Below are 13,540 nucleotides of genomic sequence, written 5' to 3' on the forward strand. Positions count from 1 at the left end.
AATCCACAGCAATTTTTGCCATACGATGCGACCAATGACTGTAATTAGTTGCCAACTGGCGGAAGTTTACGCAAAATGCCGCTCATTAATGAATAATCCTGGTCTTTATATTGACATCAACAGCCTGAGGCATCGCACGGTTCAGAGAATTAACTAATTGAAAAAATTAAAGATTAATTATCTGTTCATCGGCATATTGACGCTGCTGTTGGCAGCGGCCCTCTGGCCATCCATCCCCTGGTTCGGAAAAGCCGACAACCGCATCGCCGCGATTCAGTCGCGGGGAGAACTGCGCGTGAGCACCATAAACTCGCCGCTTACCTGGTCCACACTCAACGGTAAAGACTATGGACTGGATTACGAACTGGCCCAACAGTTCGCCAGTTATCTTGGTGTGAAGCTGAAAGTCACCGTACGCCAGAACATCAGCCAGCTGTTTGACGACCTGGACAACGGCAATGCCGACCTGCTGGCTGCGGGTCTGGTTTACAACAGCGAGCGCGTGAAGAATTACCAGCCTGGCCCCACCTATTACTCTGTCTCCCAGCAGCTCGTTTACAAGGTCGGACAGTATCGTCCCCGTACGCTGGACAGCGTGAGCGCGGATCGGCTCACCATTGCCCCAGGGCAGGTGGTGATCAATGACCTGCAGGCGCTAAAAGAGAGTAAATTCCCCGAACTGGGCTGGAAGGTTGACGCCAGAAAAGGGTCGACAGAACTGCTTGATGCGGTGATTTCCGGCGATCTGGATTATACCATCGCCGATTCTGTCGCGATCAGCCTGTACCAACGCGTACACCCTGAGCTGGCGGTGGCGCTGGACGTTACCGATGAACAGCCCGTGACCTGGTTTAGCCCGCTGGATAATGACAACACGCTCTCTGCCGCCCTGCTCGACTTCTTCAACTCTATAAATGAAGACGGGTCGCTGGCGCGGCTGGAAGAAAAGTATCTGGGACACGGGGCCGACTTCGATTATGTCGATACCCGCACCTTCCTGCGCGCGGTGGATGCGGTATTGCCGGAACTGAAGCCACTGTTTGAAAAACACGCTCAGGAAATTGACTGGCGACTGCTGGCCGCCATCGCCTACCAGGAATCACACTGGGACGCCCAGGCAACGTCGCCAACCGGCGTGCGCGGGATGATGATGCTGACCAAAAATACCGCCCAAAGTCTGGGACTGACTGACCGGACCGATGCGGAACAGAGCATCAGCGGCGGCGCGCGATATCTCCAGGACATGATGAGGAAAGTGCCGGATACCGTGCCGGAAAATGAGCGTATCTGGTTCGCACTGGCGGCATACAATATGGGCTATGCACATATGCTCGACGCCCGGACGCTGACGGTTAAGACGAAGGGAAACCCGGACAGCTGGGCCGACGTTAAACAACGCCTGCCGCTGCTCAGTCAGAAACCGTATTACAGCAAACTGACCTACGGCTACGCACGCGGACACGAAGCCTATGCCTATGTGGAGAATATCCGTAAATATCAGATAAGCCTCGTGGGTTATTTGCAGGAGAAAGAAAAGCAGAAAGCGGAAACGATGAAACTGGCGCAGGACTACCCCGCCGTATCGCCAGATGAGTTCGATAATGAGAAGTTCCCGCTCTCCTCATTTCTTTCGCAAACATCATCAAACTATCTGACGCACTCTCCTTCTCTGCTGTTCTCAACGCAGAAGAAGGAGGAAAAATAAAGAGATGATCTTGCCGGATGGCGACGCTAAAGCGTCTTATCAGGCCTGCGATGATTGCTTCAGCGCCTTAATTTCCTGACGCCGCATACGGAAGAAATCGCTGAGTAGCGTGGCGCATTCTTCACGCAAAACGCCTTCGGTCACCTCCACCCGATGATTCATTCCAGGGTGATGCAGTACATCCATCAGTGAACCTGCCGCGCCGGTTTTTGCATCACGAGCACCAAACACGACCTGCTTAATACGGCTATGCACCATTGCGCCGGCGCACATCACGCACGGCTCCAGCGTCACGTACAGCGTGGCATCGATAAGACGGTAGTTTTGCAGCACCAGTCCCCCCTGGCGCAACGCCATAATCTCCGCATGTGCAGTGGGATCGTGGTGACCAATCGGGCGATTCCAGCCTTCACCAATAACGCGATTGTTATGCACCAATACCGCGCCAACCGGTACTTCTCGTTCGTCCCAGGCGCGCTTCGCCAGCGTTAACGCATGACGCATCCAGTATTCGTGGCTAAATTCAACATCAGACAATGGGGCTACTCCGGTAATAAAAGCGGGCGCATTATATACCTGTCCTACACCAGGTTGCATGTGCGTTAGCTTTCCCGCAGCGCGAATGATTCAGGGTAAACCCAGGCGCTCTGGTTTATTCGAGTTGCTGGAGTTCGCCCCGGGGCGTGACGCGCCAGCGATGTTCACAGAAATAGAGCAGCGGATTATCCTGCTTGCTGTCGCTGTAACCACTGTAAAGGCGCAGCGGCGCGCCAATCTGACGCTCCAGCTGTGTGACCTTCTCATGCCCCAGGCAGCGCATAGTCAGCAGCCAGCCGCCGTAGCCGCGCTGCATCTGACTGGCGATCAGATTAACGCGCGGCAGCCACGGCGTATCAAAATAAACCTGCTCCACCAGCGACTGCGGGGAACCGGTAATCAGCCAGATATCGGCATCAGAGCTTAACAGGTAGGTCGTCAGACGCTCCTGCACCAGTGGAAATGCCGTGACGTTATCGCGAAACCAGCGCACAAAGTCGGCCTGATGCGCCTTCAGACGCTCTTCGCTGCGACCAAACGTACATCCCCAGAGCAGCAAACTCATCGGCCAGCGAGCGGCACGTCCTTTTATTAGCAGCGCCACCGCAATAACCGGTAACAAAGGCAGCACAAGCAACGCATTCAATGGCTGGCGACGGAGTAAATAGCGCAGGAAACTACCGAACATGTCCTGCTGATGTAATGTACCGTCCAAATCAAAAAATACGACGCGACGCTCCTGACTGATCAAACCTTACTCCTCTGGATCGTTGAACCCCAACAGCCAGGTAAACAGAAACCCGGCGATAACCGCTACCAGATAGCCTAACAGATAGAACATCACTTTTCCGGTAACAATCGTCAACGCCAGCGGTAATCCTGAAATGCCAAAGGTGATGACCGTCGCCACTTTCCAGTAGCCGATCAGCGCCCCCCCCACCGCACCGCCCAGACAGGCGCCGATAAACGGTTTACCCAGCGGGAGGGTCACCCCAAAAATCAGCGGTTCGCCAATGCCGAGCAGTCCCACCGGCAGCGCGCCCTTAATCACTTTTTTCAACCGCGCATTGCGGGTTTTCATCAGTACGGCAATCGCCGCGCCAACCTGCCCCACGCCGGCCATAGAAAGAATAGGAAGCAATGCGTTGTAACCGTGAGCCTGCACCAGTTCAACATGAATCGGCACCAGCCCCTGATGCAATCCTGTCAGCACCAGCGGCAGGAAGCTACCCGCCAGCACTCCGCCGACCAGAAAACCGCCACGGTCGATAGCCCATGCAGCGCCATGCGCGATAGATTCAGAGATCCACCCACCCAGCGGCTGAAGCACCACAATGGCAATCGTTCCGGTGATGATGGTGGTCAGCAATGGATTAAGGATCAGCTCCAGCGACCCCGGAAGCACCTGGCGAAATTTACGCTCGATCCAGCACATCAGCGCCACCACCAGCAGCACGGCAATTACGCCACCGCGTCCTGGCTGTAGCGCCTCGCCAAACAGCGTTATCTGAGCCAGCTGCGGGCTGGAGAGAATTCCCGCCATCACGCCGCCCAACGCCAGCGAGCCACCAAATACTTTGGCGGTGTTAACCCCCACCAGAATATTCATAATGGCAAACACCGCGCTGCCGAAAATGCCCATCAGCCCCAGCATATTGGGGTAATGGGTGGCAAAGTCACCGACGATATCCGGACGTTTGAGAATGTTGATAATGCCGGTAATCAGGCCGGAAGCGATAAACGCAGGAATAAGAGGAATAAAGACGTTTGCCAGCTTACGCAGCGCGTCGCTCATTGGCGCTTTATACTTCGCTTTGGCCTGAGACTTCGTTCGCTCCATGTCGTCGATATCAGCCCGTTCACCGCCATTCGCCAGCAGCGCTCGCATCGCCTCCACCACCTGTGCCGCTCTGCCTGGCCCAACAATCAGCTGATGCTGTGCCCCCTGCTTCACATACCCGCTGACGCCAGGCAACAGTTTAAGACGTGGGATATCAAGCCGTCCGTCATCCTTTACTTCCACCCTGACGCGGGTCATACAGTTTTCCAGACGCAGAATGTTATTTTCTCCGCCTATTCCCAGCAAGATCCCGCTGGCAAGCGCCGCCGTCTTATCCATAAATACCTCTTTAAAGTTCTAACGCTGCCCGCAAGAATCCCTGGTGGGCGGAGAGCTTTTCTCTGGCCGCAGTCGCGTCCAGTCCGGTAAGCGCCATCAGGATGGCAGGTTTTACGTCAAAATCGGTTTGTTTGAGTAACGTTTCAGCGTCTTCCCTGCTAATACCGGTCGCTTCCACCACCATCCGACCAGCACGGTCGATCAGTTTGACGTTGGTGGCTTTCATATCCACCATCAGGTTCTGATACACCTTGCCGAACTTCACCATGGCACCGGTGGAAATCATATTGAGCACCAGCTTCTGCGCCGTGCCTGATTTTAATCGCGTTGAGCCGGTGAGCGCCTCTGGCCCGACAACCGGTGAAATGGCGATCTCCGCCTCCTGGGCGACAGGAGAATCAGGATTGCAGGAGATAGCCACCGTCGTACACCCTGTCGTACGGGCATATTTCAGACCGCCGATAACGTAAGGCGTGCGTCCCGATGCCGCCAGTCCAACCACCAGATCTTCAGGTGCAAGAGCAAGAGCCTTAAGATCGTCTTCGCCAAGCTGCGGGCTGTCCTCCGCCCCTTCCACGGCTTTCAGCAGCGCGCCGGGACCACCGGCGATCAATCCAACCACCAGCCCATGCGGCACGCCAAACGTCGGTGGACATTCGGAAGCATCCAGCACGCCAAGACGTCCACTGGTGCCAGCCCCCATATAAATAATGCGTCCTCCCGCCTTTAAAGCATCGGCAGCGGCGTCCACCGCACGCGCAACTTCCGGCAACGTGGCTTTTACTGCTTCCGCTACCAGCGTATCCTGTTGGTTAAAACGCTGAACCAGCTCAATGGTGGAGAGCGCGTCGAGATCCATTGTCTGCGGATTGCGGGTTTCTGAAACTAAAGTACCGAGATTCATTTTTATTCCTCAGGAATTTTTAATTCATATTAAGCGCCCATCATGGAATATTATATTCATCCGGGCGAGTGAAATTTTGTTTTGCAATCGCCATCACGTTTTCGCCAGGAGAGAGCATGAACTGTTTGAATCGCATTCGTCAGCGTTACCAGGGACTCGCACAGAGTGATAAGAAGCTCGCGGACTATCTCCTTGCCCAGCCTGATAATGCACGGCATCTCAGCTCGCTGCAGCTTGCTGCCGAAGCCGGCGTCAGCCAGTCCAGCGTCGTTAAATTTGCGCAAAAACTGGGATTTAAAGGATTTCCGGCACTGAAACTGGCGATTATCGAAGCGCTGGCCAGCAGCCCGAATCCCCATTCTGTGCCGGTACATAATCAAATCCGTGGCGACGACCCCATGCTCATCGTCGGGGAGAAACTTATTCAGGAGAACGTGGCGGCCATGCACGCCACGCTGGATGTCAACAGCGAAGAAAAGCTACTTGAAGGCGTGGCGATGCTACGTGCCGCACGCCGTATCGTCCTGACTGGCATCGGCGCCTCCGGTCTGGTTGCGCAAAACCTTGCCTGGAAATTAATGAAGATTGGTTTTAATGCCGTCGTTGAGCATGATATGCACGCCCTGCTGGCGACGGTGCAGGCGCTGGCGCCGGACGATCTGCTGCTGGCCATTTCTTATAGCGGCGAACGTCGGGAGCTTAATCTGGCAGCGGATGAAACATTACGCGCCGGCGCGAGTATCCTTGCGATCACCGGATTTACGCCCAACGCCCTGCAACAACGCGCAACCCGCTGTCTTTATACCATCGCCGAGGAGCAGGCCACGCGCAGCGCCGCCATCTCTTCGACACATGCGCAAATGATGCTGGCCGACCTGCTCTTTATGGCGCTGGTACAGCAGGATCTGGCACATGCCCCGGAGCGCATTCGCCACAGCGAGGCGCTGGTAAAAAAACTGGTCTGAGCAAAGAATGCGCGTATAATGCCCGCCCGGTTTGTGATATTTGAGAGTTTCCTGATGGCCCTGTTAATCACCAAAAAATGTATCAACTGCGATATGTGCGAACCCGAATGCCCGAATGAGGCGATTTCAATGGGTGACAGCATCTACGAGATTAACAGCGACAAGTGTACGGAATGTGTTGGTCATTACGAAACGCCAACCTGCCAGAAGGTGTGCCCAATCCCGAATACGATTCTGAAAGATCCGGCACATGTCGAAACGCAAGAGCAGCTGTGGGATAAGTTTGTGCTGATGCACCACGCGGATAAGCTTTAACTCTCGATAATCACCGTGGCGCAGGCATAGTGGCGCTCATCGGCCAGCGTCACATGCATATACGCAACGCCCAGTTTTTCAGCCAGCGTTAACGCCTCTCCCCATAGCCGCAAGCGTGGCTTGCCCAGATCGTCGTTAAACACCTCAAACTGATTGAACGCCAGACCGTTGCGGATGCCCGTCCCAAACGCTTTCGCCGCCGCCTCTTTTACCGCAAAACGTTTAGCAAGAAAACGCACGGGCTGCTGGTGGTTTTCCCAGATAGCCCACTCATTATCGCTGAGAACTCGTCTTGCCAGACGGTCGCCGGAGCGGGAGATGACCGCCTCAATGCGGGCAATCTCCACAATATCCGTCCCCAGTCCCAGAATCGCCATTAGCCGCGTGCTTCCAGCATCAGACGCTTCATTTCAGCCACTGCCTCTTTCAGACCGCTCATGACGGCACGTCCGATAATGGCATGACCGATATTCAGCTCGTGCATCTGTGGCAGCGCAGCAATCGCTTTCACGTTATGATAGGTCAGGCCGTGGCCTGCGTTCACTTTCAGCCCCAGGCTTGCCGCAAAGGTTGCCGCTTTCGCAATACGAGCCAGCTCCAGTGCCTGCTCAGCGTCGGTTTTCGCATCCGCATAGCAACCTGTATGAATTTCGATGTACGGCGCGCCCACTTCCGCAGCCGCTTTAATCTGCGTCTCATCGGCATCAATAAACAGCGACACCTGAATACCGGCGTCAGCCAGACGTTTGCAGGCATCACGCATCTTGTCGCGCTGGCCTGCCACATCCAGACCGCCTTCAGTGGTCACTTCCTGGCGTTTTTCCGGTACCAGACAACAAAAATGCGGCTGCGTTTCAACGGCGATCGCCAGCATCTCTTCGGTTACCGCCATTTCCAGATTCATCCGCGTATCCAGCGTCTGACGCAAAATGCGCACGTCGCGGTCGGTGATATGACGACGGTCCTCACGCAGGTGTACCGTGATCCCATCAGCCCCTGCCTGCTCCGCGATAAACGCCGCCTGAACCGGATCCGGATAAGCGGTGCCGCGTGCATTACGTAAAGTGGCAATATGGTCAATGTTGACGCCTAACAGTAATTCAGCCATGACAATCCTCGTTAATCATTATCCCCGTCATACTTCAGGCTGCAGGTTTATTGGCTTTACTCGCTCACCCCAGTCACATACTCATGTACGCTCCTGGGATGTATGAGGGACATCCATGTCCCTCACCGAAGGCAGCCTTTGGCTGTTCAAATTCGTTCCTGACGAATTTGTCCCCGTGTCGCCGTGTTACCCGGCCTTCGGCCTCGCCCCTTCGGGGGCCAGCGCAAGCGCTGTTCGAAACGACTACGCCGTTTTGTCCTGCAACTCGAATTATTTAAGGTATATTCGTTTTTACTGCACGTTTGGGTATAAATTGCCGAAACAGCTCCCGGCTTTTTAACGGCTTGCCCCCAAGATACGGCTTTAGCGCCATGCGGGTAAAGCGTTTCGCGGCGCGCAAGGTATCAACATCCGGAAATTCACGGGATTCAAGCGCTTTTAAGTGCCGCCCGGTAAAGGTGTTGTTATCCATCACCACGCTGGCGATAAAGCCCTTTTCTTCGCGGTAGCGGTAGGTCATCGTATCATCCACCGATTCGCCGCTACCTGCACAATGGGTAAAATCCACGCCATAGCCCAGATGCCCTAACAGGGCCAGTTCAAAACGACGAAGCACGGGTTCCGGCGTGCCGGTCGTGCCCGCCAGCGCCTGAATACAGTGCAGATAATCGAAAAAGAGTTCGGAGAAGCGCGTTTCATACTCGAGCACGCGTGAGAGTAGCTCATTGATATACAGGCCGCTGTAAAGCGTGATGCCGCTCAGAGGAAGTGCCAGAGAGACCGCTTCAGCGCTACGTAAGGTTTTGACCTCACCGCGCCCACCGAAGCGGATCAGGAGTGGCGTAAAAGGCTGCAAAGCGCCTTTCAGGTTAGAACGTCTGGAGCGAGCGCCTTTGGCGACGAGGCGCACACGCCCCGACTCTTCCGTGAAGACGTCCAGCATCAGGCTGGTTTCGCTCCAGGGGCGACTGTGAAGCACGAATGCGCGCTGCCACCCTTCCATCATACTCGTCGCCTTTCAGGTCGCACTGAGGCAATATTAAAGGTCGTCTACGTAACCGAGACTGCGAAGCGCTCGTTCGTCGTCGGCCCAGCCGGATTTCACTTTCACCCACAGTTCCAGATGAACCGGGGCTTCAAACATGTCCTGCATATCCTTACGCGCTTCAATACCGATCGTCTTGATTTTGGCCCCTTTGTTGCCAATAACCATCTTCTTCTGCCCTTCGCGCTCAACGAGGATCAGCCCGTTGATGTCATAACCACCGCGCTCGTTAGAGACAAAACGCTCGATTTCAACGGTGACGGAGTACGGCAATTCTGCGCCAAGGAAACGCATCAGCTTTTCACGGATGATTTCTGACGCCATAAACCGCTGAGAACGATCGGTGATGTAATCTTCCGGGAAGTGATGGACAGCCTCCGGCAGGTGTTTACGCACGATACCCGCAACAGTATCGACGTTCATCCCTGTTTCTGCGGAAACAGGCACGATATCGAGAAAGTTCATCTGGCTTGCCAGGAACTGCAGGTGCGGCAGTAGCTCAGCTTTATCCTGCACGTTATCCACTTTGTTAACGGCCAGAATAACCGGCGCTTTACCGTCACGCAGTTTGTTGAGCACCATATCATCGTCCGGCGTCCAGCGAGTGCCTTCTACGACAAAAATCACCAGTTCAACGTCGCCGATGGAGCTGCTCGCCGCTTTGTTCATCAGGCGGTTGATGGCGCGTTTTTCTTCCATGTGCAGACCGGGGGTATCGACGTAAATCGCCTGATATACACCTTCGGTATGGATCCCGACAATACGGTGACGCGTGGTCTGCGCTTTACGGGACGTAATCGAAATCTTCTGTCCAAGCAGCTTGTTCAACAACGTGGATTTGCCAACGTTCGGGCGACCGACGATGGCAATAAATCCGCAATAGCTTTTATCTTCGCTCATTCCAGCTCCAGTTTTTTCAGCGCCTGTTCGGCGGCAGCCTGCTCCGCCTTGCGGCGGCTTGAACCTGTGCCTACCACCGGTTCACTCAGGCCGCTAACCTGGCAGTGGATTGTAAATTCCTGATCGTGCGCTTCACCACGCACCTGAACCACCAGATAAGACGGCAGTGGGAGATGGCGACCCTGCAAATATTCCTGCAAACGCGTTTTCGGATCTTTTTGTTTATCACCCGGACTGATTTCATCCAGGCGGGTCTGGTACCAGTTAAGGATCAACCTTTCAACAGTTTGAATATCGCTGTCGAGGAATACACCACCAATTAACGCTTCTACGGTATCGGCCAGAATAGACTCACGACGGAAGCCACCGCTTTTGAGTTCGCCAGGGCCTAAACGCAGGCATTCCCCTAAATCAAATTCACGGGCCAGCTCCGCCAGCGTATTACCGCGCACGAGCGTGGCGCGCATACGGCTCATATCCCCTTCATCCACTCGCGGAAAACGGTGATACAGCGCATTGGCGATAACAAAACTCAAAATAGAGTCACCCAAAAACTCTAAACGCTCGTTATGTTTGCTGCTGGCGCTGCGATGGGTTAATGCCTGCTGCAACAGCTCCTGATGATTAAAAGTGTAGCCCAGCTTCCGTTGAAGCCGATTAATTACGATGGGGTTCATGCGATACCAATAAATAAATGCGTCAACAAATACAGCACACGAAACAGACCTGATATACATGGCATCCTGCCAGCCGCGTTGATGCAGCTTCAATACGCTTGTATATGGGGGAACCAACGCTGTTTCGTGTGCCGTGGCGACCAGAGGGCGCCAACCTGAAACTTCGGGGGATTATTCTATACACAACGACCGGGGATGTCGTTAGTCAGGGGAGATTTATCGAAGAAATAATTCACGTTGCCGCCATAATGACGGCAACGTGAATAAATATCCATTAATGGATACCGCCAATACGGCTTAAACGAACGCCAGTCGGCCACTCGCCTTCTTGTTTATCAAAACTCATCCAGATCGCCGTCGCCTTACCCACCAGATTCGCTTCCGGTACAAATCCCCAGTAACGGCTGTCCGCGCTGTTATCGCGGTTATCACCCATCATGAAGTACTGTCCCGGAGGAACGATCCAGGTTGCCGGCTGCTGGCCTGGCTGACGGTAATACATCCCCACCTGATCCTGCGCAATCGGCACCATCAGAATACGGTGCGTCACTTCACCCAGCGTCTCTTTACGCCCGGAGAGCCGAATCCCGTTATCTTTGGTTTCATTCAGCGGAACTTCGAAGAATCCGCTGCTGGCTTCCCCGCCGTTACGACGAGCAAACGTCTGCACGAAATCGCTCGGCTGAACATCGCTATAGGTCACCGGCAACGCGTTTTCACACGCCTGACCAGAGCTGCATCCCGGCTGAATCGTCACCTCTTTCGCCACCGGATCGTAAGTCACCTTATCGCCCGGCAAGCCCACCGCACGTTTGATGTAATCCAGACGCGGGTCTTCAGGGTATTTAAAGACCACGATATCACCACGTTTCGGGTGGCCCGTTTCGATCAGGGTTTTCTGGTAAATCGGATCTTTAATTCCATAGGCGAATTTCTCCACCAGAATAAAATCACCGATTAGCAGAGTCGGCATCATCGAACCGGACGGGATCTGGAAGGGTTCATAGATAAATGAACGCACCACCAACACGATCGCCAGAACCGGGAAAACTGACGCGCCGGTTTCCAGCCAGCCAGGCTTGGGCGCAACTTTTTTCAGGGTCGCGTCATCCAGCGTATCACCAGCCGCCGCTTGTGCAGCAGCCTGGCGCTCCCGACGTTTTGGCGCGAAAACAAATTTATCCACGCACCACAAAATGCCCGTCACCAGTGTGGCAATCACCAGAATCAGGGCAAACATATTCGCCATGCCAACAACTCCTTAAGGATTATTTGCTGTCTTTACCGACATGCAGAATGGCGAGGAATGCTTCCTGAGGCAGCTCAACGTTACCGATTTGCTTCATGCGCTTCTTACCTTCTTTCTGCTTCTGCAACAGCTTTTTCTTACGGCTGATATCACCGCCATAGCACTTGGCCAGAACGTTTTTACGCAGCTGCTTAACGGTGGAACGCGCAATAATGTGCGTTCCGATCGCCGCCTGAATCGCAATGTCGAACTGCTGACGTGGGATCAGATCTTTCATCTTCTCCACCAGCTCGCGACCACGGTTCTGGGAGTTATCCCGGTGAGTGATCAGCGCCAGCGCATCAACACGTTCGTTGTTGATAAGAACATCAACACGCACCATGTCAGACGCCTGGAAGCGTTTGAAGTTATAGTCCAGCGAGGCATAACCGCGCGAGGTTGACTTCAGGCGATCGAAGAAATCGAGCACCACTTCCGCCATTGGGATTTCGTAGGTCAGCGCGACCTGATTACCGTGGTAAACCATGTTGGTCTGTACGCCACGCTTCTCAATGCACAGGGTGATCACGTTACCGAGATACGCCTGAGGCAGCAGCATGTGGCATTCAGCAATCGGCTCACGCAGTTCGTAGATGTTATTCAGCGGCGGCAGTTTAGACGGGCTATCAACATAGATAGTCTCTTTCGCCGTGGTTTCCACCTCGTACACGACCGTCGGCGCGGTGGTGATCAGATCCAGATCGTATTCACGCTCCAGACGTTCCTGAATGATCTCCATGTGCAGCAGGCCGAGGAAGCCGCAGCGGAAGCCGAAGCCCAGTGCGGTTGAACTTTCCGGCTCATAGAACAGAGACGCATCGTTCAGGCTCAGTTTGCCAAGCGCATCGCGGAAACCTTCATAGTCATCAGAGCTGACCGGGAACAGGCCCGCATAAACCTGCGGCTTCACTTTTTTAAAGCCTGGCAGCGCTTTCTCTGCCGGGTTACGCGCCTGCGTTAGCGTATCGCCAACCGGTGCGCCAAGAATGTCTTTAATCGCACAGACCAGCCAACCGACCTCGCCACACTTCAGCTCGGTCCGGTCAACCTGTTTTGGCGTGAAGATCCCCAGACGGTCTGCGTTGTAGACCTGCCCGGTACTCATCACTTTGATTTTGTCGCCCTTCCGCATGGTGCCGTTTTTAATGCGCACCAGCGAAACAACGCCCAGATAGTTGTCAAACCAGGAGTCGATGATCAGCGCCTGTAGCGGCCCTTCCGGATCGCCTTCCGGCGGCGGGATATCGCGCACCAGACGTTCCAGAACGTCGGTCACGCCAACGCCGGTTTTCGCAGAGCAGCGTACGGCGTCGGTCGCATCAATACCGACAATGTCTTCAATCTCTTCAGCAACGCGCTCAGGATCGGCGGCAGGCAGATCAATTTTATTAAGTACCGGCACCACCTCGAGATCCATTTCCATCGCGGTGTAGCAGTTAGCCAGCGTTTGCGCTTCAACGCCCTGCCCGGCATCAACCACCAGCAGCGCCCCTTCACAGGCTGCCAGCGAGCGGGAAACTTCATACGAGAAGTCAACGTGGCCTGGCGTGTCGATAAAGTTAAGCTGATAGGTTTCGCCGTCAGACGCTTTGTAATCCAGCGTCACGCTCTGCGCTTTGATGGTAATACCGCGCTCACGTTCAAGATCCATCGAGTCGAGAACCTGCGCTTCCATTTCACGGTCAGACAGGCCACCGCAGATCTGGATAATACGGTCAGACAGCGTCGATTTACCGTGGTCAATGTGAGCTATGATCGAAAAGTTACGTATGTTCTTCATATAGTGTAATTATTGTGCCTTACGCCTGCCTGGGCAGGCTCTGAGAAGTCGCTGTTCTGAGCTTAACGTCTGTTTAACTGAAACGCCGCATTCTACACTACAACGCTGAGGCGAGGAAATGTTCATACAGCAAGGATAGCGGGAACTGGAAACGACTTAGCAATATCGGTGAAAGTTTTGCCGGATGGCGGCAAAAA

General features: G+C 54.4%; 14 protein-coding genes. 3 read left to right on the forward strand and 11 right to left on the reverse strand.

Annotated elements, in window-relative coordinates:
* Positions 1-157: 157 nt before the first annotated feature.
* Positions 158-1,705, forward strand: a complete 1,548-nt coding sequence (gene mltF, locus C3432_RS05170) for a membrane-bound lytic murein transglycosylase MltF (RefSeq protein ID WP_103775572.1) — start codon at positions 158-160, stop codon at positions 1,703-1,705.
* 39 nt (positions 1,706-1,744) lie between these two features.
* Here the strand turns inward: mltF and tadA are convergent, their stop codons facing one another.
* Genes tadA through murQ form a run of 4 tightly spaced genes read right to left on the reverse strand, consistent with a single transcriptional unit; the run spans position 1,745 to position 5,265 of the window.
* A complete protein-coding gene (gene tadA, locus C3432_RS05175; protein WP_103775573.1) occupies positions 1,745-2,302 on the reverse strand; it encodes a tRNA adenosine(34) deaminase TadA in 558 nt (185 codons plus the stop codon).
* Positions 2,303-2,357: 55 nt separating this feature from the next.
* Positions 2,358-2,993 carry a phosphatidylglycerophosphatase C gene (gene yfhb, locus C3432_RS05180; protein ID WP_103775574.1) on the reverse strand — a complete coding sequence of 212 codons (636 nt, stop codon included), beginning with the start codon at positions 2,991-2,993 and terminating at the stop codon, positions 2,358-2,360.
* Positions 2,994-2,996: 3 nt separating this feature from the next.
* Complete coding sequence (locus C3432_RS05185; RefSeq protein ID WP_103775575.1) at positions 2,997-4,361, reverse strand: PTS transporter subunit EIIC; 1,365 nt, start codon at positions 4,359-4,361, stop codon at positions 2,997-2,999.
* A 10-nt stretch (positions 4,362-4,371) separates the two neighbouring features.
* A complete protein-coding gene (murQ, locus tag C3432_RS05190; RefSeq protein WP_103775576.1) occupies positions 4,372-5,265 on the reverse strand; it encodes an N-acetylmuramic acid 6-phosphate etherase in 894 nt (297 codons plus the stop codon).
* Positions 5,266-5,381: 116 nt separating this feature from the next.
* Here murQ and C3432_RS05195 point away from each other — a divergent pair, with 116 nt between their 5' ends.
* Positions 5,382-6,230 carry a MurR/RpiR family transcriptional regulator gene (locus C3432_RS05195; protein WP_103775641.1) on the forward strand — a complete coding sequence of 283 codons (849 nt, stop codon included), beginning with the start codon at positions 5,382-5,384 and terminating at the stop codon, positions 6,228-6,230.
* A 54-nt stretch (positions 6,231-6,284) separates the two neighbouring features.
* Positions 6,285-6,545: a YfhL family 4Fe-4S dicluster ferredoxin gene (locus tag C3432_RS05200; protein ID WP_103775642.1), complete on the forward strand. Its 261-nt coding sequence runs from the start codon at positions 6,285-6,287 to the stop codon at positions 6,543-6,545.
* On the opposite strand, the gene acpS is transcribed toward C3432_RS05200, so the two are convergent.
* The 7 genes from acpS to lepA form a co-directional block, all read right to left on the reverse strand.
* Positions 6,542-6,922, reverse strand: a complete 381-nt coding sequence (gene acpS, locus C3432_RS05205; RefSeq protein WP_103775577.1) for a holo-ACP synthase — start codon at positions 6,920-6,922, stop codon at positions 6,542-6,544. The genes C3432_RS05200 and acpS overlap by 4 nt on opposite strands.
* Entirely contained in the window at positions 6,922-7,653 is a 732-nt protein-coding gene (pdxJ, locus tag C3432_RS05210; RefSeq protein ID WP_103775578.1) for a pyridoxine 5'-phosphate synthase, read from the reverse strand. The genes acpS and pdxJ overlap by 1 nt, the downstream gene beginning before the upstream one ends.
* 274 nt (positions 7,654-7,927) lie before the next feature.
* Positions 7,928-8,656 carry a DNA repair protein RecO gene (gene recO / locus C3432_RS05220; RefSeq protein ID WP_103775643.1) on the reverse strand — a complete coding sequence of 243 codons (729 nt, stop codon included), beginning with the start codon at positions 8,654-8,656 and terminating at the stop codon, positions 7,928-7,930.
* 36 nt (positions 8,657-8,692) lie between these two features.
* Positions 8,693-9,598, reverse strand: a complete 906-nt coding sequence (gene era / locus C3432_RS05225; protein ID WP_103775579.1) for a GTPase Era — start codon at positions 9,596-9,598, stop codon at positions 8,693-8,695.
* Entirely contained in the window at positions 9,595-10,275 is a 681-nt protein-coding gene (rnc, locus tag C3432_RS05230; protein WP_103775580.1) for a ribonuclease III, read from the reverse strand. The genes era and rnc overlap by 4 nt, the downstream gene beginning before the upstream one ends.
* 274 nt (positions 10,276-10,549) lie before the next feature.
* A complete protein-coding gene (gene lepB, locus C3432_RS05240; protein WP_103775581.1) occupies positions 10,550-11,524 on the reverse strand; it encodes a signal peptidase I in 975 nt (324 codons plus the stop codon).
* A gap of 19 nt (positions 11,525-11,543) precedes the next feature.
* Positions 11,544-13,343, reverse strand: a complete 1,800-nt coding sequence (gene lepA, locus C3432_RS05245; RefSeq protein ID WP_103775582.1) for a translation elongation factor 4 — start codon at positions 13,341-13,343, stop codon at positions 11,544-11,546.
* Between the last annotated feature and the right edge of the window lie 197 nt (positions 13,344-13,540).

Origin of the sequence: Citrobacter amalonaticus (genome assembly GCF_002918555.1) — a bacterium.
GTDB classification, from domain to species: domain Bacteria; phylum Pseudomonadota; class Gammaproteobacteria; order Enterobacterales; family Enterobacteriaceae; genus Citrobacter_C; species Citrobacter_C amalonaticus_A.

Excerpts from the sequence above, each read along its gene's own strand:
- era (WP_103775579.1), bottom strand. The coding sequence starts at position 9,598 with ATGAGCGAAGATAAAAGCTATTGCGGATTTATTGCCATCGTCGGTCGC.
- C3432_RS05195 (WP_103775641.1), top strand. The coding sequence starts at position 5,382 with ATGAACTGTTTGAATCGCATTCGTCAGCGTTACCAGGGACTCGCACAG.
- C3432_RS05200 (WP_103775642.1), top strand. The coding sequence starts at position 6,285 with ATGGCCCTGTTAATCACCAAAAAATGTATCAACTGCGATATGTGCGAA.
- acpS (WP_103775577.1), bottom strand. The coding sequence starts at position 6,922 with ATGGCGATTCTGGGACTGGGGACGGATATTGTGGAGATTGCCCGCATT.
- C3432_RS05185 (WP_103775575.1), bottom strand. The coding sequence starts at position 4,361 with ATGGATAAGACGGCGGCGCTTGCCAGCGGGATCTTGCTGGGAATAGGC.
- lepA (WP_103775582.1), bottom strand. The coding sequence starts at position 13,343 with ATGAAGAACATACGTAACTTTTCGATCATAGCTCACATTGACCACGGT.
- pdxJ (WP_103775578.1), bottom strand. The coding sequence starts at position 7,653 with ATGGCTGAATTACTGTTAGGCGTCAACATTGACCATATTGCCACTTTA.
- recO (WP_103775643.1), bottom strand. The coding sequence starts at position 8,656 with ATGGAAGGGTGGCAGCGCGCATTCGTGCTTCACAGTCGCCCCTGGAGC.
- rnc (WP_103775580.1), bottom strand. The coding sequence starts at position 10,275 with ATGAACCCCATCGTAATTAATCGGCTTCAACGGAAGCTGGGCTACACT.
- lepB (WP_103775581.1), bottom strand. The coding sequence starts at position 11,524 with ATGGCGAATATGTTTGCCCTGATTCTGGTGATTGCCACACTGGTGACG.
- murQ (WP_103775576.1), bottom strand. The coding sequence starts at position 5,265 with ATGAATCTCGGTACTTTAGTTTCAGAAACCCGCAATCCGCAGACAATG.
- tadA (WP_103775573.1), bottom strand. The coding sequence starts at position 2,302 with ATGCAACCTGGTGTAGGACAGGTATATAATGCGCCCGCTTTTATTACC.